Source organism: Oscillibacter sp. KLE 1745 (genome assembly GCF_000469445.2).
Taxonomy (GTDB): Bacteria; Bacillota; Clostridia; order Oscillospirales; family Oscillospiraceae; genus Oscillibacter; species Oscillibacter welbionis.
Genome location: NZ_KI271731.1, coordinates 1 through 20,424 on the forward strand (window position 1 = coordinate 1; position 20,424 = coordinate 20,424).

General features: G+C 65.3%; 21 protein-coding genes and 1 pseudogene. 14 read left to right on the forward strand and 8 right to left on the reverse strand.

Features of this window, described 5'->3' with window-relative positions; genetic code table 11:
* The 7 genes and pseudogenes from HMPREF1546_RS19210 to ribF all read left to right on the forward strand — a co-directional run.
* Positions 1-310, forward strand: a pseudogene (locus HMPREF1546_RS19210) (hypothetical protein); the annotation flags it as partial.
* Positions 311-397: 87 nt separating this feature from the next.
* Complete coding sequence (infB, locus tag HMPREF1546_RS10565) at positions 398-2,788, forward strand: translation initiation factor IF-2 (RefSeq protein WP_083491001.1); 2,391 nt, start codon at positions 398-400, stop codon at positions 2,786-2,788.
* Between the two features lie 292 nt (positions 2,789-3,080).
* On the forward strand, positions 3,081-3,479 hold the full coding sequence (locus HMPREF1546_RS10570) for a hypothetical protein (protein WP_021748992.1): 399 nt from the start codon (positions 3,081-3,083) through the stop codon (positions 3,477-3,479).
* A gap of 52 nt (positions 3,480-3,531) precedes the next feature.
* Entirely contained in the window at positions 3,532-3,921 is a 390-nt protein-coding gene (gene rbfA, locus HMPREF1546_RS10575) for a 30S ribosome-binding factor RbfA (RefSeq protein WP_021748991.1), read from the forward strand.
* Between the two features lie 2 nt (positions 3,922-3,923).
* A complete protein-coding gene (locus tag HMPREF1546_RS10580) occupies positions 3,924-4,880 on the forward strand; it encodes a bifunctional oligoribonuclease/PAP phosphatase NrnA (RefSeq protein ID WP_036636817.1) in 957 nt (318 codons plus the stop codon).
* Positions 4,881-4,915: 35 nt separating this feature from the next.
* Positions 4,916-5,782 carry a tRNA pseudouridine(55) synthase TruB gene (truB, locus tag HMPREF1546_RS10585; protein ID WP_021749098.1) on the forward strand — a complete coding sequence of 289 codons (867 nt, stop codon included), beginning with the start codon at positions 4,916-4,918 and terminating at the stop codon, positions 5,780-5,782.
* 3 nt (positions 5,783-5,785) lie between these two features.
* Positions 5,786-6,703, forward strand: a complete 918-nt coding sequence (gene ribF / locus HMPREF1546_RS10590; RefSeq protein WP_021749097.1) for a riboflavin biosynthesis protein RibF — start codon at positions 5,786-5,788, stop codon at positions 6,701-6,703.
* A gap of 47 nt (positions 6,704-6,750) precedes the next feature.
* Here the strand turns inward: ribF and HMPREF1546_RS10595 are convergent, their stop codons facing one another.
* Both HMPREF1546_RS10595 and HMPREF1546_RS10600 read right to left on the reverse strand, forming a co-directional pair.
* Positions 6,751-7,023, reverse strand: a complete 273-nt coding sequence (locus tag HMPREF1546_RS10595; protein ID WP_021749096.1) for a hypothetical protein — start codon at positions 7,021-7,023, stop codon at positions 6,751-6,753.
* Positions 7,024-7,100: 77 nt separating this feature from the next.
* A complete protein-coding gene (locus HMPREF1546_RS10600) occupies positions 7,101-9,137 on the reverse strand; it encodes a SpoIIE family protein phosphatase (protein ID WP_276894586.1) in 2,037 nt (678 codons plus the stop codon).
* A 195-nt stretch (positions 9,138-9,332) separates the two neighbouring features.
* Between HMPREF1546_RS10600 and dusB the strand changes: the two genes are divergently transcribed.
* The 4 genes from dusB to HMPREF1546_RS10625 all read left to right on the forward strand — a co-directional run bounded on the left by dusB (position 9,333) and on the right by HMPREF1546_RS10625 (position 12,537).
* Positions 9,333-10,301 (forward strand): tRNA dihydrouridine synthase DusB, encoded by a 969-nt coding sequence (gene dusB / locus HMPREF1546_RS10605; protein WP_021751918.1) that lies wholly within the window; start codon positions 9,333-9,335, stop codon positions 10,299-10,301.
* Entirely contained in the window at positions 10,298-10,909 is a 612-nt protein-coding gene (locus HMPREF1546_RS10610; protein WP_021748724.1) for an RNA polymerase sigma factor, read from the forward strand. The genes dusB and HMPREF1546_RS10610 overlap by 4 nt, the downstream gene beginning before the upstream one ends.
* A gap of 2 nt (positions 10,910-10,911) precedes the next feature.
* The gene (locus tag HMPREF1546_RS10615; RefSeq protein WP_021748723.1) at positions 10,912-11,772 is read left to right on the forward strand and encodes an anti-sigma factor; all 861 of its coding nucleotides are present in this window, start codon (positions 10,912-10,914) and stop codon (positions 11,770-11,772) included.
* 249 nt (positions 11,773-12,021) lie between these two features.
* Entirely contained in the window at positions 12,022-12,537 is a 516-nt protein-coding gene (locus HMPREF1546_RS10625) for a QueT transporter family protein (RefSeq protein ID WP_021748721.1), read from the forward strand.
* Positions 12,538-12,590: 53 nt separating this feature from the next.
* Here the strand turns inward: HMPREF1546_RS10625 and rd are convergent, their stop codons facing one another.
* The 6 genes from rd to HMPREF1546_RS10655 form a co-directional block, all read right to left on the reverse strand.
* The gene (gene rd, locus HMPREF1546_RS10630) at positions 12,591-12,749 is read right to left on the reverse strand and encodes a rubredoxin (protein ID WP_021748720.1); all 159 of its coding nucleotides are present in this window, start codon (positions 12,747-12,749) and stop codon (positions 12,591-12,593) included.
* Positions 12,750-12,812: 63 nt separating this feature from the next.
* Positions 12,813-15,113, reverse strand: coding sequence for a polysaccharide pyruvyl transferase family protein (locus HMPREF1546_RS10635; RefSeq protein ID WP_036629976.1), 2,301 nt, complete (start codon positions 15,111-15,113; stop codon positions 12,813-12,815).
* Positions 15,114-15,156: 43 nt separating this feature from the next.
* Entirely contained in the window at positions 15,157-15,663 is a 507-nt protein-coding gene (locus HMPREF1546_RS10640) for a deaminase (protein WP_021748718.1), read from the reverse strand.
* 97 nt (positions 15,664-15,760) lie between these two features.
* Positions 15,761-16,786 carry an XdhC family protein gene (locus tag HMPREF1546_RS10645; RefSeq protein WP_021748717.1) on the reverse strand — a complete coding sequence of 342 codons (1,026 nt, stop codon included), beginning with the start codon at positions 16,784-16,786 and terminating at the stop codon, positions 15,761-15,763.
* A 1-nt stretch (position 16,787) separates the two neighbouring features.
* On the reverse strand, positions 16,788-18,119 hold the full coding sequence (locus tag HMPREF1546_RS10650) for a sodium-dependent transporter (RefSeq protein WP_021748716.1): 1,332 nt from the start codon (positions 18,117-18,119) through the stop codon (positions 16,788-16,790).
* A 50-nt stretch (positions 18,120-18,169) separates the two neighbouring features.
* The gene (locus HMPREF1546_RS10655; protein ID WP_083491002.1) at positions 18,170-18,607 is read right to left on the reverse strand and encodes a DUF3842 family protein; all 438 of its coding nucleotides are present in this window, start codon (positions 18,605-18,607) and stop codon (positions 18,170-18,172) included.
* A 245-nt stretch (positions 18,608-18,852) separates the two neighbouring features.
* On the opposite strand from HMPREF1546_RS10655, the gene HMPREF1546_RS10660 reads away from it, so the two are divergent.
* The 3 genes from HMPREF1546_RS10660 to HMPREF1546_RS19215 all read left to right on the forward strand — a co-directional run.
* Positions 18,853-19,380, forward strand: a complete 528-nt coding sequence (locus tag HMPREF1546_RS10660) for an RNA polymerase sigma factor (RefSeq protein ID WP_309452237.1) — start codon at positions 18,853-18,855, stop codon at positions 19,378-19,380.
* Complete coding sequence (locus HMPREF1546_RS10665; RefSeq protein WP_021748713.1) at positions 19,361-19,846, forward strand: hypothetical protein; 486 nt, start codon at positions 19,361-19,363, stop codon at positions 19,844-19,846. Before HMPREF1546_RS10660 ends, HMPREF1546_RS10665 begins: the two co-directional genes overlap by 20 nt.
* Positions 19,843-20,424 (forward strand): hypothetical protein (locus tag HMPREF1546_RS19215; protein ID WP_021751920.1); only part of this gene is annotated, 582 nt, incomplete at its 3' end. The genes HMPREF1546_RS10665 and HMPREF1546_RS19215, both read left to right, overlap by 4 nt.

Consider the following 20,424-nt stretch of genomic DNA (forward strand, 5'->3'; position numbering starts at 1 on the left):
GGCGGACCGGATGGATGTAAAGGCCCGCCGGGCCGCGGAGCGCCGGGCGGAGCAGGCGGCCCATGAGAAGAATCTCCGCCAGGGCAAGCGCCGCCGAAAGACGCCGCCTGCACCAAAGGCGGCTAAACCTCCGGCGGAAATGCCACCGGAGCGTGCGCCAGACGGGAACCGTCCCCGCGGCGCAAAGCCATACCGATCCCGTCCCCCCAGGGACGCTCGCCCCAAGCCGAAGGCACAGGCGCGGCCATACGCCAACAGCCGCCCGGTGAAAAAGGGCAAAGGCTCCTTCCGCAAGAAAAAGGAAGGCTGACGGACCGCGCCGCCGCGGCATGTGTCCGCGGCAGCTATTTGAAAAAATTTCCCAGCCCTCGGGTTGGAGCAGAACGAGGTGTTTCTATTGGGTATTGAGAAATACAGAGTCCATGAGGTGGCGAAGGATTTCGGCCTTCCCACCAAGACCATCACGGAGATCCTGACGAAATACGCCGAGACTCCCAAAAACCACATGCAGGCGCTGACAGATCAGGAGCTCTCTCTGATCTTTGAATACCTGACGCAGCACAATCCGGTCTCCAGCATCCAGGTGATCTTCGCCGACACCTACAAGGAGGAGCCTGCGAAGGAACCGGCCACCAAAAAGTCAGAGCCCGCCGGCAAGGCCGCCGCGCCCGCCCAGGGCCAGCAGGTCAGGCAGTCTGTGCCTGCCCAGAGCGCGCAGAGCAGCCAGGGTGGCCGGCAGCAGCCCCAGCAGCAGAACGCCGCCTCCAAGCCTGCGGCGCAGCAGCCGGTGTCCCGGGTGCCCCAGCGGAAGATCGTGGACACCCGCAAGGGCGGCGACGTGAATCTGGCCAAGTATGATGAGCGGCTGGAGGATCTGGGCGGCGAGCGGGGCGCTCGGATGCAGCGGCAGCAGCGCAGCGGCAAGGAGAAGATCCGCACCAACAACCAGCGCCGGGGCGGCATGACCTTCTCCAACAAGCGCAAGCAGGACGAGGCAGAGCGGATGCGCAGGCTCCAGCTGGAGATCGCCAAGAAGGCCCCTGTGAAGGTCATGATCCCCGATGAGATCTCCGTGGGCGAACTGGCCAGCCGCATGAAGAAAACCGGCGCAGAGGTGGTCAAGTGCCTGATGAAGAACGGCATTATGGCCTCCCTCAGCCAGATCATCGACTTCGACACCGCCGCCATCATCGCCGAGGAGATGGGCTGCAAGGTGGAGAAGGAGGTTGTCGTCACCATCGAGGAGCGGCTGATTGACGACCACGAGGACAAGGCGGAGGATCTGGTGCCCCGGGCTCCCGTGGTGGTGGTCATGGGTCACGTGGACCACGGCAAGACCTCCCTGCTGGATACCATCCGCCACACCTCTGTGGCGGCCGGAGAGGCCGGCGGCATCACCCAGCACATCGGCGCCTATCAGGTGCAGGTGAACGGCAAGCCCATCACCTTCCTGGACACGCCGGGCCATGAGGCATTCACCTCCATGCGGGCCCGCGGCGCCATGATTACGGACATTGCCATTCTGGTGGTGGCAGCGGACGACGGCATCATGCCCCAGACCGTGGAGTCCATCAACCATGCCAAGGCCGCAGGTATCCCCATCATCGTGGCCATCAACAAGATCGACAGGGAGAACGCCAACCCGGACCGGGTGCTTCAGCAGCTGACGGAGTACGGCCTGGTACCAGAGGACTGGGGCGGCGACACCATCTGCTGTAGGATCTCCGCCAAGCAGAAGATCGGCATCGAGAACCTGCTGGAAATGGTGACCCTCACCGCTGAGATGGCGGAGCTGAAGGCCAACCCCAACCGGTCTGCCAAGGGCACCGTCATCGAGGCCCGGCTGGACAAGGGCCGGGGCCCCGTGGCCACTCTGCTGGTGCAGAACGGCACACTGAAGCAGGGCGACATCATCATCGCCGGCACCGCCGTGGGCCGTGTCCGAACCATGATGGACTACAAGGGCGCCCGTCTCACCCAGGCCGGCCCCTCCGTGCCCGTAGAGATCGCGGGCCTCTCCGAAGCGCCCTCTGCCGGCAGCCCCTTCTTCGCCGTGGCCGACGAGCGCATGGCCCGGGAGCTGGTGGAGCAGCGCAAGGCCGAGGAGAAGGCCAAGGCCGCCGCACCGGTGCAGAAGGTCTCTCTGGAGAACCTGTTTGACCAGATCCAGGCCGGCGAACGCAAGGAGCTGGCCCTGATCGTCAAGGCCGACGTCCAGGGCAGTGTGGAGGCGGTGAAGGCCTCTCTGGAAAAGCTGTCCAACGACGAAGTGACCGTCCGTGTCATTCACGGCGGCGTGGGCGCCATCAACGAGTCCGACGTGATGCTGGCTGCCTCCTCCGGCGCCATCATCGTGGGCTTCAACGTCCGGCCGGACGCCGCCGCCCGGGACGGCGCGGTGCGCCAGAACGTGGATATGCGGATGTATCGCGTCATCTATGACTGCATCGATGAGATCGAGGCGGCCATGAAGGGCATGCTGGCCCCCAAGTACCGGGAAGTGGTGCTGGGCCACGCGGAGGTCCGCCAGACCTACAAGGTCTCCAGCGTGGGCACCGTGGCCGGCTGCTACGTCCAGGACGGCAAGATCGTCCGTAGCTGCTCCGTCCGGGTGGTCCGGGACGGCATCGTGATCCACGAGGGTTCTCTGGCCTCCCTGAAGCGGTTCAAGGACGACGCCCGGGAGGTCGCTGAGAACTACGAGTGCGGCCTGACCGTGGAGAAGTTCAACGACATCAAAGAGGGCGATATCATCGAGGCGTTTACCATGGAGGAGATTCCGCGGTAATGTGCTGGGCCTGACGCTGCATACCGCCTCTCCGACGCCCTTTCGGGCCGCAGAGCGGCCCCGCACGGCAGTGCGCCCAAGCGTGTCGCGGTTGGTTCTGCCCGCCGAGGATGTCTGATTCAGAGTTCCTGTGAAACCCATTTCATGGGGCGTGCGGTATCATCGAGGTGTTTACCATGAACAGCTTCCCCGGTAATGGGCCTGCCTCATCAGATCGCAATCATCAACCATACTTGCAATAGCCGGCAGGGCGGGCGTAAACGCCCGCCCTGCTTTTTCAGAAGGAGCGCCTATGAGCCGCGTGATCCTGCTTTGCGCCGATCATCCCCTTCCGCTGTATGCCGCCCAGACCCGCCGGGTCTATTTCCACAGCGGCGTGCGGTATGAGGAGGAAGGATTTTCTGTTCAGCCCCATGTCTACTACCGCCCTGCGGTGGACAACCTGGAGCTGTCCATGAAACCCCATCGCTATGAGCTGGACCTGCGTGCTACGGAGCAGGACGCCGCCCTGCTGCGGGACTATCTGCGGCAGAGCTGCATTCCCGGTGAACAGGTGGAGCTGTGGAACCTGTGGGTGAGCGATATCCGGGTCCGGGCCTTTCGCCTGACGGGCCCGCTGGCAGATCTGGACGCCGACGCCCTGGTGCAGATGGCGGAGCGGGAGCAGACCTGCATTACCCTGACCATATAAGCGCTCCAACCAAGCGCAATTCCAATGAACTCCCATAAGGAGGTATCTCTCTATGCCAAGCAATCGAATCGGCCGGATCAACGAGGAGATCCAGCGGGAGCTGGCGGACCAGCTCCGCCGTCTGAAGGACCCCCGTGTCTCCCAGGTGGGTATGGTATCCATCACCCGGGTGGACACCACCAGCGACCTGCGATACGCCCGGGTCTATATCAGTGTTCTGGACAAGGACCAGGAGAAAGACGTGCTGAAGGGCCTGAAATCCGCCGGCGGCTTCCTGCGGCGGGAGCTGGGACGGGCCCTGCAGCTGCGATACACGCCGGAACTGCAGTTCATCGCCGACGACTCCATCCAGCACGGCGCCCACATCCTGGAGATCCTGCGCCAGGTGGAGCGGCAGGATGAAGCCCGGGACGGCCCGGACGCCGGCGAAACGGAGGAATGAGTATGCTGACGGTCTCCCAGACTGCGGCGCTGCTGCGGACCTTTGACAATATTCTGATCCTCACCCATGTCCGCCCGGATGGGGACACGGTGGGCTGCGCCGCAGCCCTGTGCGCAGGACTGCGGTCTCTGGGCAAGACGGCGTTTCTGCTGCCCAATCCGGAGCTGACAGACACCACCGCCCCCTATTTCCGCCCTTACGAGGCGCCGGAAGGCTTCACACCGGACAAGGTGGTGTCCACGGACATCGCCACGGTGGGCCTGTTCCCGGAGAACGCCAGACCATACGCGGAACGGGTGGATCTGGCCATTGACCACCATCCCTCTTTTGAGTCCTTTGGCCGAGAGAATATCGTCCGGCCGGAAGCCGCCGCGTGCGGAGAGCTAATCTACGACATTCTGTCCGATCTGGGCCCCATCACGCCGGAGATGGCCCTGCCGCTGTATGTGGCCGTCTCCACGGACACAGGCTGCTTTGCCTACGCCAATACCACCGCCCAGACCCATGCGGTGGCGGCCGCGCTGCTGCGGACCGGCATCGACTATCAGACCGTCAACAAGGTGTTCTTCCGCACCAAGAGCCGCAGGCGGATGCAGCTGGAGGCCGCCATCCTCAACGACTGTACGTTTTACGACCGAGACCGGGTGGCGGTGCTGTCCGTGCCCCTCTCCCTGATGGCGCGGATCGGCGCCTCGGAAACGGATGCGGAGGACCTCTCCGCTCTGGGTCCCCAGATTGAGGGCGTGGACTGCGCCATCACCATGCGGGAGCTGCGGCCCGATGTGTGGAAGATGTCCCTGCGGACCGGTCCCCGGATTAATGCCACGGAGGCCTGCCGGCTGCTGGGCGGCGGCGGCCACGCGGCCGCCGCAGGCTGCACGGTGGAGGCCCCCTGGGCTGAGGCCAGGGAGCGAATCCTGGCTGCCGTGGCGCAGGTGGCGCCGGACTATCAGCGCTGAGCGGGCCGCGTTCTGCTGCCCTTGAGGAGGTTTTTATGCCCAGTGGTATCCTGATTATCGACAAGCCCGCCGGTTGGACCAGCATGGACGTCTGCGCCAAGGTGCGGGGCATCTTCCACGAAAAGCGGGTGGGACACGGCGGAACGCTGGACCCCATGGCCACCGGGGTGCTGCCGGTCTTTGTGGGGCAGGCCACCCGCGGGGTGGAGTTCGCAGAGAACGGCCAGAAGGAATATGTAGCCGGTCTGCGGCTCGGCCAGGTGACGGACACCCAGGACGTCACCGGCACCACGCTGGAGACCCGTCCCGTCACGGCGGATCGGGCAGCACTGGAAGCGCTGCTGCCCCGCTTTCTGGGAGAGCAGGACCAGATCCCCCCTATGTACTCCGCTGTCAAGGTAGGCGGGCAGAAACTCTACGACCTGGCCCGGAAGGGACAGGTCGTGGAACGGAAGCCCCGCCGCATCACCATCTACGAGCTGGAGCTACTGGCCCAGGAGAGCGCAACGGACTACCTGCTCCGCTGCCGCTGCTCCAAGGGCACCTACATCCGCACCCTCTGCCATGACATCGGCCGACAGCTGGGCTGCGGCGGGACGCTGTACGCCCTCCGCCGCACCATGGCGGCCGGCTTCAGGTTGGACCAGGCAGTGACGCTGGAGGCAGTCCAGGCACAGGGTACAGCGCTCCTGCTGCCTACGGACAGCCTCTTCGCAGAGTACCCGGCCCTGCCTCTGACATCCGGCCTGCTGGAGAAACGGGTCCGCTGCGGCAATCCCATCCCCCTGCCGGGCACACCGGACGGCATCTACCGCGTATACAGCCGGGACCGGCAGTTCCTGTGCCTGTCCCGGGCTGCGGGCGGAACGCTGACGTCCATCAAGAATTTCTTTGGAGCGTAAACCATGAAAGAACGAGTCATTGCCCTGGGCTTTTTTGACGGAGTCCACCTGGGGCACGGCGCCCTGCTGCGCCGGGCCGCTGAGGAGGCCGCCCTGCGGGGCTGTACCCCCGCGGTATTCACCTTTGACCGCCCGCCGAAGGAGGTGGTCACCGGCGTCCCCTGTCCCCTCATCAACTCCCCGGAGGACCGGCGGGACCTGGTGCGGCGGCTGTACCGCATTCAGGACGTGCTGATGGTCCCCTTTGACCGCGAGATGATGACCACGCCCTGGGATGACTTTATTGTCCGGATCCTGGTGGGCCGCTACCACGCGGTCCATCTGGTGGCGGGACACGATCACCACTTCGGCCACAGGAACCAGGGCACACCGGAGCTGCTGGCGCAGAAGTGCGCCCAGCTGGGCCTGGGCTGTGACATCATCCCCAAGGTGGAGGTGGCAGGCATCACCGTCAGCTCCACCTACATCCGCCGGTTGGTGGAGCTGGGGCAGATCAGCCGGGCCAACCGCTTCCTGGGCCACCCCCACACCCTGACAGGCACAGTCCGCCACGGCCGGGGCATCGGCTCCTCCCAACTGTTCCCCACTGCCAACCTCGTCATTCCGCCTCATGTGCTGGTGCCGAGCCACGGAGTATACGCCACCCGGGCCACACTGGAGGACGGCTCCTGCTACGCCGCTGTCACCAACGTGGGCACCCGCCCCACGGTTCAAAACGGCCCGGACATCACAGTGGAGGCCTGTCTCCTGGACTTCCAGGGGGACCTGTACGGTAAACAGCTGCGGCTGGAGTTTTATGAGCATCTGCGCCAGGAGGTGCGCTTCGACTCCCTGGACGCCCTGCGGGCCCAGATCCAGTCGGATGCAGACGCCACCCGGACCTATTTCGCAGACGGGGTCCCCACCTTCCCTGCCCTTTGATCCTCCATGAAACAGCGCGGAGTCCGGAATCGGACTCCGCGCTGTTTTCAGATCAGCCACACCGTCAGCCACACCAAGCCGATCCCGGCAGCGCCCATCAGGGTGTAGACCGCCGGGGAAAGATCCCGCCAGATCCGGCTGAACCGCCCATGGTCTCCGCCGGCATAGTTTCGCGCCACCCGGCGGGCCTCCTCCACCAGCTCCCGGGCGGTGACGCCCTCGCCGGCCGCATCGTTCCGCACGATGAAGATCGCCTGCTCAAAAAAACGCTGGTCCGGGGAATCCACCACCACGACCCGTCTGGAAATGCCTTTCACCATCCGCTTTACGCCTCCTGCCTCTCACAGAATTTAGATGGTTCCATTTTGTCTCAGCGCGGGAAAATTTATACCGCCTCTCACACCTTTTTCACACCGCTCTCCCGGCTGAGATACAGCACCTGAACCCCGCAGTCGTCCTGAAGATTCTCCCGCCGGACGCTCTCGCTGAGGATCAGTCCCGCCAGGGTCTGCGGATCCTCTCCATCCCAGCCGGCCAGCAGGTTTTGAAGCCATTCGTCCCGGCCCGGGTCTGCCACCCCGTCGCTGACCATTACTGCAAAGCTTCCCGGCTCCAGCGTGGCACGGGTCACATCCGGAGCCGCCGCCCCGCCCCGCAGACCCGCCGGCAGGGTCCCGCCGGTGATCCGCCGGACAGTGCCCCCCTTCTTCACATAGCTGGGGGCCGCGCCGTATTTGAAGAAGGCCGCCTCCCCCGTCTCCGGTCTGCAGGTGATGAGATCAATGGTGGTGAAGCTTCCGGTCTCCGCGCCCCGCAGGGCCATGGCTGCGTTCAGGGTCTTCATGGCCGCCTCCGGCTCGATGCCCGCCTGCAAAAACTGCTCCAACAGACGGCAGGTGAGGGCGGACTCCCGCCGGGCTGCCTCTCCGCTGCCCATGCCGTCCGCCAGCAGCAGGCACAGAAGCCCTCCCTCCGTGCGGAAGGAGACCACCGTATCCCCGCAGACCGTCTCCCCTTCTTTGGGCCGCAGAGCCGCGCCAATGCGGCAGAGATCCGCCTCCCCTGCTGTGGCACGGACCTCCCCCAAACCGGCAGCGGTGGCGGTCAGCAGTTCACTGAGCTGGGCGTACTGGCCCCTGGCGCTGCGGCGGGTCTCCTCCAGCTGCCGCCGGTACTGCCGCCGCAGCAGGAATGCAGAGAGCTCCCCATTGACGGCGGTGAGAAAGTCCGGCAGGTGGATGCACCGGTCCGCGAAGTAGCTGGGAAAGTCCTTGGCCAGCGCGCGCCCCCGCTCCAGCAGGAAGGGCGTGGCGTCGTTCAGGGCGTTGAAGGTGCCGGTGTACTCCTTCTGCCAACAGAGCTCGCACAGGGCGCAGCCCCGGCACACCTTTTCTGCCGCCCGGTCAAAGACCACCGCCGGGTTCTCCTCCGTGGACACCGGGGCCGCCCTGCCCATGCTGTCGTACAGGGCCCGCAGAGCGGCGGCCATCCGGGTCAGCTGGGCGCGCATCCCCTCCAGCGCGGCGGGAAACTCCGGTGTCTCTCCCCGCATCACCCGCTTGCCGCCGAAGGCTCGGCCCGGCAGCATCAAAAACAGGACCGCTCCCACCGCGGCCTCCGGCAGCAGGGGCGTGGAAAGGCCCGCCGGCAGGGCGGCCAGAGCCGCCGCTCCCCAGAATGCCAGCGCCGCCCAGATCCGCCTTCCGCTGCTGCGGCTCCCAGCCAGAAGGCCCGCCAGACCATAGGCCGCCCCGAAGAGGACGCCGCCCCGGCCGGAACAGAAGTCCGCCGCCAGGCCCGCCCCCAGTCCGGCGGCTACCCCGGTCATGGCCCCCCGCTGATAGGCGGTGTAGGCCAGCAGCAGGCACAACAGTGAACGCCCCACGGAGACACCGGCCAGTTCTACGTCCACCAGCGCCAGCAGAATGGAGCCTGCCAGAAACAGCAGACTATCTGGCTCCGGCCGCTCCCCTCCGGCCTGCAGCAGGGGCTGATAATACCATGCGGAGATGCCTACCAGGGCCGTTGCCGCAAGGCAGGGCGCCAGGTTTCGCAGGGGGGACAAGGACTGGAGCACGTAGATGCCGCTCACCGCCAGAAACAGTCCCGCCCCTGCCAGAGGGTGAAACAGCGGTCCCTCCAGCAGCTTCAGCCCCTGAAAGGCCGCCGCGGTGGTAAAGATCAAAATCGCAGCGGCCAAAAAGGGCAGCGCACCGGAAAAGTCCAGAAACAGCACCGCCCCCACGCCAGCGCCCAGCAGGGCGGCGATCCCTCCTGCCCCTGGCCCACAGGCCGCCACGCACCCCAGGGCAAAGGGCGCGTAATCCCCCGGCGTCTGGGTGGCGGTCAGCGCCGCCGCCAAAAAAAATCGGATGCCCCAGGCCAGCAGCTGTGCCGGCTGGTGCCGGCTCCATATCATGTCCCTGTGCCCCACAGCTTGTCCCTCCTGTATTCCGCCGTGAAGTCCACGGCCTCTTTGGTTTTTTCCACTATTTTACAGGCTGTGTGGAAAAAATCCCGTCGGGAAAAGAAAGCCGCGCCATTTCCGGGCTGGATGCCCATAGTGGACTTTTACGGCCGGATATGGTATGATAAACTATCATGTTTTCATTGGAAAGGACGGCCCGCCTTGAACATCGGCACGCTTACCATCAACTCCTCCCTGGCCCTGGCCCCCATGGCCGGGGTCACGGACGTCGCCTTCCGCCAGATCTGCGCGGAATTGGGGGCGGGATATACCATCACGGAGCTCATCTCCTCCAAGGCCCTGTGCTACCACGACAAGAAGACCCTGTCCCTGCTCCAGCAGTTTCCCGGGGAGCACCCTGCGGCAGTGCAGATCTTCGGCAGTGACCCGATCTGCATGGCAGAGGCAGCCCAGATCGCCCTGGAGCATTCCGGGGCGGATGTGGTGGACCTGAACATGGGCTGCCCCATGGGCAAGATCGTCAACAACGGCGACGGGGCCGCCCTGATGAAGGACCCGGAAAAGGCCGGACGCATCATGGAGGCAGTGGTGAAAGCCGTCTCTGTGCCGGTGACCGCCAAGTTCCGCCGGGGCTGGGACATGGGCAGCTGCAACTGCGTGGAGTTCGCCCGAATCCTGGAGCAGGCAGGGGCCTCCGCCGTGGCGGTCCACGGCCGGACCCGGGCCCAGGTGTACAGCGGTCAGGCGGACTGGACCTGCATTCGGGCGGTGAAGGAGGCTGTGTCCATCCCGGTGATCGCCAACGGCGATATCTGGAAGCCGGAGGACGCGGTCCGCATTCTCCAGCACACCAAAGCGGACATGGCCATGATCGGTCGCGGGTGCTTCGGCAACCCCTGGCTGTTCCAGCAGGCCAAAGCCGCGCTGGAGGGCAAGCCCATCCCGCCCCTGCCGCCGCTTGCGGAGCGGTGCGACACAGCGGTACGGCAGTTTGAGCTGGCCGCCGCGTCCAAGGGCGAGCGGGTAGCCGTGCTGGAGGCCCGCCGCCACTACTGCTGGTATCTGAAGGGCGTGTCCCACTCCGGCTACTACAAGGAACAGATCGTGCAGATGAACACGCTGGAAGACGTGTATCGGGTGACGAAAGGAATCAAAAGGGATTTGAGATGAACGAGCAATCGCGGGAACAGCAGCTGGTCTCCGCCGCCCGGGACGGGGATATGGACGCCTTCGAGGCGCTGGTCCATCTGTATGAGAAACGGGTGTTCGCCCTGACGCTGCGGATGTGCGGGAATCCCGAGGATGCCGCCGAGGCCGCCCAAGAGGCATTTCTCGCCGCCTGGCAGGGGCTGGCATTCTTCCGGGGAGAGGCCAGCTTCTCCACCTGGCTGTACCGGCTGGTGTCCAACGCCTGCGTGGACTTGCTGCGGCGTGATGGCCGCCGCCGGGCCTCGGCCGGCCCCTCCCTGGATGACGAGGAGCTGAATCTGGACGTGCCCGATCCGGCGCCCTCTCCCCAGGACGCGGCGGAGCGGCAGGAGCTGCGGGAAGAGATTGAGCGGGGCCTCTCCGCCCTCTCGCCGGAGCACCGGGAGGTGCTGATCCTCCGGGAGATTCACCAGCTGCGCTATGATGAAATCGCGGACTCCCTCTCTCTGGATGTGGGCACCGTGAAATCCCGGATCAGCCGGGCCCGGAAACAGCTGCGGAATTTTTTGCTGAAAAGCGGGAACTTTTCTCCGCTGCCGGCGTCTAAAGGAACAGAAAAGGAGGGCTGACAATGACATACTGCAAGGAGTTTTCGGCCCTGCTGGACCCCTATATCGACGGAGAGCTTTCCCCGGAGGAAACCGCCCGGGTGCGGGAGCATCTGCATACCTGTGACGGCTGCCGGGCCTATGTCCAGGCCGCGCTGGCCATACGGGACGCGTTTCCCGAGGCAGAGGATACCCCTGTGCCGGATGGCTTCGCCGCAGGCGTGATGGCTGCCATCCGGGCGGACGCCGCCCCCCGGAAGCGCCGGAGACCCCGGTGGGCAAAGACGCTGCTCCCCTTGGCCGCCTGCTGTGCCGTCGTGGTGCTGGCCGTCTCCGGCCTGCCCCGCCCCGGCGGCACCGCTGTGACGGACCATCCGGAATCCCATGCAGAGATTGCGGCCCCAGCAGAGGCCGCTGTGCCCAACGTGGACAGCGTTGAGGAGGACACCGCCGCCACGGCCTATGCAACCCAGTCCGACGAGGACACGGCAGACGTCCCGGATTCCACTGTGTCTGAGGCAATCGCGCCGGAGGCGGATACCGTTGCGCCCGGCACACAGGACCAGCTTGCTCCCGCCTCCGATTCCAAAAGCAGCATCTTGCCCCGGGAAGGGAGTTCTGCCGATGTGCCGGAGACGGCCCCGGCCACCTTCGCGATCCAATCCCCCAGCCTGACGCTGACGGCGGAGGAGGCCGGAAGCCTGCTGGACAGCTATACGCTCATCTCTGAATCGGACGGGACTCTGGTCTACGAATTGACCGCCGCCGAATATACCGCTCTGCTGCAGCAGCTGGAACAGCAGGGGCTGGCCATTGCAGGCGCCGCCACCGCAGAGGAGGCGGAGGCCGACGGAACCATTCTGGTCCACGTGATTCCCGGTTAAAAAAGCAGAAGGGACGCCGAAATTTTTTGCGGCGTCCCTCTTCCCTTTTTTGAAAGCTTGTGATATAATATTATTTCGACAGGTGCCATCTCCCTGTCCAAGCGTCCGACACTGGGCGTTCGTTCGGCGGTCTTCGTCAATCGCCGTTCTCTAAACAAAAAAATGGAGGTTGCCCGTACCTTACCACGGGCGTTTTGCTGCGTTTTCGTATCAAAGGCCTCCGACATCATTCAAGGAGGTCTTTCTTTTATGTCCAAACCCAGATTCACCACACAGCAGATGGCCGCTGCCGGTATCATCGCCGCCATTTACGCCGCCCTGACGCTGCTGCTGCCCATTCCCCAGTATGGCGGCATCCAGTTCCGGGTGGCGGAGGCCATGACGGTCCTGCCCTTCCTGTTCCCGGAGGCCATCCCCGGTCTTACCGTCGGCTGTTTCCTGGCCAACCTCCTGGGTTCTCCCATTCCTCTGGACTGGATCGTGGGTACGGCGGCCACCCTGCTGGCTGCGCTCTGGACATCGAAGCTCCATCACAGGGCGCTGGCGCCCCTGCCGCCGGTGATCTGCAATATGGTGCTGGTAGGTGCGGAGATCGCCTGGTTTTCCACCCAGGAGGGTGCCGCCTTCTGGCCCGCGTTCGCCTTCAACTCCCTGACCGTGGGGATCGGCGAGGCCGCCGCTTGCTTCATTCTGGGCTCCCTGCTGCTGCGGGTCCTGCCCAGAGTCCCCGCACTGAAGGGCCGGATAGCCCCTTCCCGGATCTGATGCCACTCTGCGCAAAAAAGAAGTCCCGCGTCCGTTGGACGCGGGACTTCTTTTCACTTAGCGGTGAACTCGTCCTTTCCGGCGCCGCACAGGGGGCACACCCAGTCGGCGGGCAGGTCCTCCCACTTGGTGCCGGGGGCGATGCCGTTGTCCGGATCGCCGGCGGCCTCGTCATACACATAGCCGCAGAGATCGCATTCGTACTGTTTCATTTGAAAGATCCTCCTTCTGTTATAAACGGGCGATACACGCCTGGATTCCGGTGGAGACAGTGCTTACTTCAGCTTCTTCCGGATGGCCGCCTTGACCTCCGGCGACAGCAGCCGGCCGGCGGCCCGTACTGGCAGCGGCGGCAGGCGGCAGAACTCCCGGCGCACCTGGTCGAAGGGCTCCAGGGCGTAGGCGGCAAAGAATGCCGTCCGCTCCGGCGGCAGGGGAATGGGAGATGCCAGCCGGGGATTTCCGGCAATGGCCCGTTCCGGCGGGAAGGGCTGCTTGGCCAGCGGGAGCTGGTCAAAAATGTGGCTGCCGTGGGGGGTGTTCACCAACAGCAGGCTGATCCCCTTCTCCTGCTGGTCCGGCAGCTCATCCGGCCGCAGGCCCCAGAAATCCCCCAGTGTCAGATCGCCCACCCGGGTCATGGAGGCGTAGGGACAGCGGTAGCAGCTGGGCCGCAGGAACAGCGCCCGGCCGAAGGCCCGGCCGTATTCCGTGCGGAACAGCGGCGCGGTGTCCACGGTGCCGTCGCCGTAGACCGCGGTGAAATGGCTGTCCTTCCATCCGGCGACCTTGTTGCGGAAACGGACCGCCTGCAGCGGCTGCTGCCGGCGCGCCTCCAGGCTCCGGGCCATGTCCTCCCACACGCCGGGAGAGGGCACGCCGTGGCACACCAGGTCGCAGGTGGTCAGATTCTCCGGCCGTCCGCCCAGATAGCGGTACAGCCCGTCCACCTGGCAGGGTGTGCCGGAAAACAGCACTGGTCGCTGGTCCAGCCAGCGCCGCACCTCCCGAAAGACGCCCTCCAGATCGCTCTGGACGTACTTGGCGCCCCGCAGGCGCCACAGCTCCTCCTTGCGGAAGCAGGCGGTGTGCCGCAGATGCTGGCTGCCGTCAAAGGCGGCGCCAAAGACCACGCCGCCGCTTTCCAGGATATACTCCGCCAGCAGGGTGAACACGCCGCCCGAGGTGGAGTCTCTTCGGATCTCATCGTTTCTATTCCAGGCCGCGAATACAGCGGGCATGGAGCTCTGAGGCCGCTCCCGCAGGACGGGGCACACCGCCGTGCAGTGCCCGCACCGCACACAGGCCGCTCCGTCGATCACCGGATAGGCAAAGCCCTCCCGGTCCCGCTCCATGGTGATGGCGTCCTTGGGACAGCCGCTGGCGCAGGCCGTGCAGCCGGTGCAGTGGGTGTGGTCCGCCAAATGGGGCAAGGGCCGTTCCTCTGCCTTGACAGGCGCCTCCTCCGGTGTATGGGGCCGGTCCTCCAGGGCGCAGCGCAGATAGTCCAGGGACAACTTCCGCTCCCGGCCGAGCCGCTCCCCCACCGCCGCCCAGTCGATGGGCGCCGTCAGGTCCGCGGTATCTCCCTTGCCGATGATCCGCTCCCCCAGTCCCAGGCGGCTCAACAGGCTGAAGGTCCGGGAACTCTCCGGCGCAGCCATCTCTGCCGGTGCCACCGCCGTAAAGAAGGGCTTTTGGAACTGGACGGAGAACACCGTTCCGTGGAAGGAGTTGGTGCACACATAGGCGGCATCCCGGAACAGACCCAGAAACTCCGCCGGACCGGCGCTGAGAATGCAGCGGGCCTTGGGGTGGACCTTCTGGCGTACGCCGCACAGCTGCACCACCGGCAGCCCCGTCTCCTCCGCCAGGCGGCGGATATAGGGTGCCAGGGCGTCGGGGCGGCTGATGCAATAGCAGAGGATATAGCCCCGGCCCGCGCCTCCGTCCCTGGCTGCGGCCGCCCAATCCGTTCTCTCCAGCAGCAGCGTGGGATCCAGCACCACCGGCACGTCCTTCCCGGTGATGTCCCGGACAATGCCCTGCCCCTGCCGCTCCCGGACGGACAAGTGGGAGAAGGACTCCAGATAGGTCCGCAGCTCCTCCTCCATGCCGTCCGGGATGCGGGGGATGCCGAAGGATGGGGCATAGGCGATCTTCCGCTTGTGGGAGAAGGCCCCGAAGAACACCGGGTCGAACCGGCCGTCGGGGAAGATCTTCGGGTTCCAAATCTGGTCACTGCCGGAGAGCAGCACATCGTAGGGCAGCTCCGCCTGCCGCAGCTCCTCCAGGCTCTGGTAGCGGCGGCCGGAAATGTTCAGATTCTCCCGGGAAAATGCCTCAAACCGCTCGTATCGGGCCTTCAGCGGGCCATAGTGCAGGGCGGTGTGGGCGTCATGGGCGGCGCTTCCCAGGCCAGTGGGCCGCTGGAACAGGGTATTGTCCTGGTTCACGTAGTAGTCGATGATCTCGCATTCGCTCCCCAGGGACGCCACCGCCCGCTCCGTGGCGTAAGCCTGCAGCATGGCGCCGTAGTGATGGATATGGTAAAAGGTCAGCAGTCCTGTTTTCACCAAGTGTCTTCCTTTCCGCAGTCCGGATATCCCGCCGGGCGGGTCACTGCCTGTCCAGAATGGCGTCGGCGTCCCGGGATGCCAGAAGGTCGTCCTCCGCCACCCAGTCCGCCACATCCACCACGTCGAACGCCGTGGCGGTCCGGCGGATCACCACCTCTTTCAGCCCGGCGTTGATGACCAGCCTCCGGCACATGGAGCAGGAGGTGGCATCTCCCAGCAGTTCCCCGGTCCGGGCGTCCCGGCCCACTAGGTACAGCGTGCCGCCCACCATGTCCCGCCGGGAGGCGGAGATGATGGCGTTCGCCTCTGCATGGACGCTGCGGCACAGCTCATACCGCTCTCCCCGGGGAACCTGCATGGCCTCTCGGGAGCAGTAGCCCAGATCCACGCAGTTGGCCCGCCCCCGGGGCGCACCGTTGTAGCCGGTGGAGATGATCTCGTCGTTTTTCACGATGATGGCCCCATAGACCCGGCGCAGGCAGGTGGCCCGCTCCAGAACGGTCTGGGCGATATCCAGGTAGTAGTTGGCTTTGCTGATCCGGTCCATGGGCGACACCTCTTTCTATCGAGTTCCTCTATTGTATCATGATGCCGCCGCAGTTTGCAAGAACTCTCCCCACTCTGGAAGGGATTTCTGTTGGAAGTCACCCCAGGGGGCGCCGGAGCCCGTTCTCCAGCCCCGCCCGCACGGCGATCATCTCTGCGGCCACGGACACGGCAATCTCCTCCGGCGTCTGGGCGCCGATGGCCAAACCGATGGGAGCGTGAAGGCGGGCGTACTCCTCGTCTGTGAACCCCGCCGCCAGCAGCCGCTCCCGGCACAGGGCCAGCTTCCTCTTGGAGCCAATGCAGCCCAGGTATTTGGCGCCGCTGCGCAGCACCTGAGTCAGCACCTCGTAGTCCGCCTGATGGCCCCGGGTCATCACCACCACATAGTCCTCCGGCGTCACCGTCACCTGTTCGGACAGCCGGGCGAAGTCCCCGCAGAGGGTCTTCTCTGCTTTGGGGAACAGCGCCGGGTCCGCGAACTCCGGCCGGTCGTCGTACACCACGGGGCGGAAGCCCAGGGAAGCCAGCACCGGCACCAGGGCCTGAGACACATGTCCGCCGCCGAAGAGATAGGTCCGCCCGGCCTTCACCACCGGGATGGACAGCCACTTCCGGGCAAAGACCGCCTGATTCCCGCACAGGAGCTCCAGCTCCTCCGGCAGGATATCCAGATGACGGGGCCCGGTCCGGTCTGCCAGGCCCATGGCCGTCACCTGCTCCCCCTCGATCCGCCGCAGGAGCCAGGTGTCCCGGTTTCCGCCGTCCGCCTCGATCAGATCCCGCAAAACGGCGATGATCCTCTGCTCTCCCGCGGGGAGGTACTGGAACTGCACCGTCACTCCCCCGCCGCAGACCATGCCCAGGCTGGCGGCGTCTCCCAGGGTAAAGCGGAACTGCCGCAGGGCGTCGCCCCCCCGCTCCAGCAGCTCCGCCGCCAGGCGCTGGCACTCGAACTCCACGTTTCCGCCGCCGATGGTTCCGGTGATCCCGCCGCCGGGGAACACCGCCATCATGGCCCCGGCCCCTCGGGGGGTGGAGCCGTCGGAGGCGGCGATGCTCACCAGCTCCACCGGACGCCCCTCCTCCAGAGCGTGGACGATCTCTCTGAAAAATTCCCGCATATCAGCCGATTCCTCCGTTCACAGCGCCCAGGATCAGGACCAGTACCGTCACGCCGCAGTACAGATATTTTGCCGTCGGGTAAAACCAGCGGCCCAGAGGGCGCCGCCGGGCCAGATTCACCTGAACCAAGCAGTCCTCCTTTTTCAGCACCCAGTAGAAGAACACCCCCGCCAGCAGCGCGCCGATGGGACAGGCGTAGATGGAGCAGACATCCATCCAGCCGGAGACGATGCCCTGGATGCACAGCCCCACGGCCAGGCCCACGACGCCGATCACCGCCACAGCAGTCCCCCGGCTGAGGTGCAGCTTCTCCTGCAGGGTGGCGGTGGGAGCCTCGAACAAGTTCACCAGGGACGTCACCCCGGCGAACAGCGCCGCCACAAAGAACACCGCCATGAGGATCCGGCCTCCCGGCATCTCCCGGAACAGGTTGGGCAGGTAGATGAACATGAGGCCAGGGCCGCTCTGGGTCAGGGTCTCCCCCGCCGTGGCCATGGCCGGGATAATGACCAGGGCGCTGAGGATCGCGGCCATGCTGTCAAAGAACGCCACTGTCCGGGCAGACTCCGGCACGTCCGCCTCTTTGGAGAGGTAGGACCCGTAGATCAGGGTGCCGTTCCCTGCCACCGACAGAGAGAAGAACGCCTGTCCCAGAGCGTAGACCCATACCATGGGGTCCAGCAGTCCCTCCGGCTTCAGGACAAAGATGTAGCGGTAGCCGTCCGCCGCGCCGGGCAAGGTGGCAATGTAGATGGCCAGCCCCACGAACAGGCAGAAGAACAGGGGCATCATCACCTTGTTGGCCCGCTCGATGCCGCCGCCGATGCCAAGGGCCATGATGAGCAGCGTGCCCGCCATAGCGGCCACCTGCCAGCCGGTGTTGCCCCAGGAGGACGCCGCGGTGTTGAAATAGGCGGTGAATGCCTCCACCCCTTGGTTCTCCAGCGCAGCGCCCGTAAAGGACGCCACGGCGTACTTCAAAATCCAACCAACCACCACGGAATAGCCGATGGCCATGGCCAGAGAGCCCGCTACCGGGATGAGGCCCAGAGCCTCGCCCCAGCCCCGCCGGCCTGTGCGCCTCTCTGCCGCCGTGCCGAAGGCCGCCACGGGTCCGCCGGATGCGGCCCGGCCGAAGGCCATCTCGCCGATGACGCCGGTGGAGGCAATCAGCACCACAAAGATCACATAGGGGATCAGGAAGGTGGCCCCGCCGTAGGCGGACATCCGGGATGGAAACAGCCAGATGTTCCCCATCCCCACCGCGGAGCCAATGCAGGCCAGCTTGAATCCCCATCGGGACCGGAAGCTGTCCCGTCTTGTCTGTTCCATGATTTTTTCCTCTCTTCTCTCAAAACTGCGGCGGCCCGCCGCGGCGCACGTCAGCCGGCGCCCCGCTTTTGCAGCTCCTCACCCAGCAGGCGCACTGCCTGGTCCAGATAGAACTGGAGCGGCTGGGATTCCCCCACGGCCAGCCGGATGCTGCATCGCTGAGAGGGCAGCAGAATCTTCACCGCCTCGCTGCCGCCAATGGCCTCCGCCATCCGGGGAGAGACCTCCCCCAGCAAGCCGTTGGGCGTCAGCACACCGATGGGCCCCAGCAGGATATCCGCCCGCCGGGCGTTGAACGCCACGGCGTTCTCGCCGGTGGCGCCGTCGTCCGCCCCCGCCCGCAGCATAGCGGCGGTGGCCAGAGAGTTGGTCCCCAGCGCCCGCACATGGAGACTGGGCCACTTTTTCTTCACAGCCTCCACCAGGCCCCGGCCCATGCCGCCGCCCTGGCCGTCCACCACGGCCACCAGCAGTTCCCCACGCATCATTCTCTCCATTCCTCCATTTTCAGATCTCCCTTTCAGCATACCCATTCCGCCCCCGCTTGTCAACTTCTTCCGCAGCGTCCATCGCGCCTTGCAGAGCGCCTGCGCCCACCCTTGTATTTTTCCCGCATGGCAGCTACAATGGGAGGCGCACCACCGTGTCAAAAAATTTTTGGAGATGTTGAAGAAATCCGGCCCGCAGTCCCGTATGATAGATGTCGGACGACAAAAGGAGGTGGCGGCACGGCGTGAACAAACTGACAAACGCGTCCTTTTCCCAGCTGGTGGTCCAGTATGAGCGGCTGGTCTACACGGTCTGCTTCCAGCTGGTGCGGGACGCCGCCGCGGCCGAGGACCTGACCCAGGAGACCTTCCTGTCCGCCTACCTCCACCGGGACGCCATCCCTCCCGGCTATGAGCGGCAGTGGCTGTGCCGCGTGGCTACCAACAAGGCCAAGGACTACTTACAGAGCGCCTATCAGCGCCACACCCTGCTGCCGGGAGAGGACAATATCCCGCCGGGGCTGTCTCCCCCTGCGGAGGAGACGGTCCTGCGCAGGTCGGCTGCAGCTGAAATCCGGGACCTGATCCTCCATATGCGCCAGCCCTACCAGCCGGTGTGCCGGCTGTGCCTGCTGGAGGAAAAGACACCGGAGGAGGCGGCCCTGGCGCTGGGCCGGCCGGTAAAGACCATCCATACACAGCTGTCCCGGGGCAAGCGGATGCTTCGGGAGGCATTGGAAAGGAGTGGGAACGATGACATGCTTTCGCCCTGACGGGCATTTGACGGACGCGGCCCTGACCGCCCTTGTCCGGGGGGACTGCCTGGAGGAGCTGGACCGCCTGGAGCTGGCGGAACATCTGGCCTACTGCGACCAGTGCCTCCAGCGGTACACAGAGCTGCTGTCTGAGGGACCGATGCTGACCCCCGCCCGCTCCTGCCGGGAGAGCCTGCGGCGCCGGATCCGGCAGCGGGCCGTCCAGCTTGGCGTCAGCCGGTACGCCACGGCCGCGGCGGCAGTGACCCTGGCCCTGACGCTGCTGTGGGGCAGCGGAAACCTGTCCGGACGGGTGCATTCCACTGCGCCCTCGCTTCTGGAGCGGGCGGGCACTGCCCTGACAGAGTGGACCGACGCCTGGCCACAGGCGTGGGAGGAGGCCCTCTCCGGCTTCTCCGGCCTATTTGACAATTTCGGCGTCTCGCCGCGGAATGATCTGACACAAGGAGGTACACACCCATGACCCATCGAAATGGATTCCTGCTCTTCATCTCTTCCTGCCTCTCCGGCTGCGGACAGATGTATCAGGGCTATATGAAGCGGGGCCTGTCCCTGCTGCTGGCCTTCTGCCTGATCCTTTTTGCCTCCACCTATTTCTTTCTGGGGGCACTGGCGCTGTTTCTGCCGGTGATCTGGCTGTATGCCTTTTTCGACAGCTATGCGCTCCGGAGCCAGCTGGCCGCCGGCACCGCGCCGGAGGACGCCTTCCTCTTCGGCCTGTCCGATATGGACAGCAAACGGCTGGGAGAGCTGCTGCGCAAGCGTCACAGTCTCATCGGCTGGGCGCTGGTGGTAGTTGGCGTCTATATGCTCTACGACATACTGTTGAGCCAGCTGGGCGGTCTCTTCTTCGGTTGGTTCGGGGAGTGGCTATACGGACTGCTGCGCTATGGCCTGCCCCGCCTGGTCATCACCGTGCTAGTGATCCTGCTGGGCCTGTGGTTTATCCGGGGCCCCAAGGACAAGACGCCCATTGACGACGAGATCCCCCCCTTTGCGCCGCCTGCCTCCAGCGCGGCCGGGGCTTGCGCCGCCGATCCG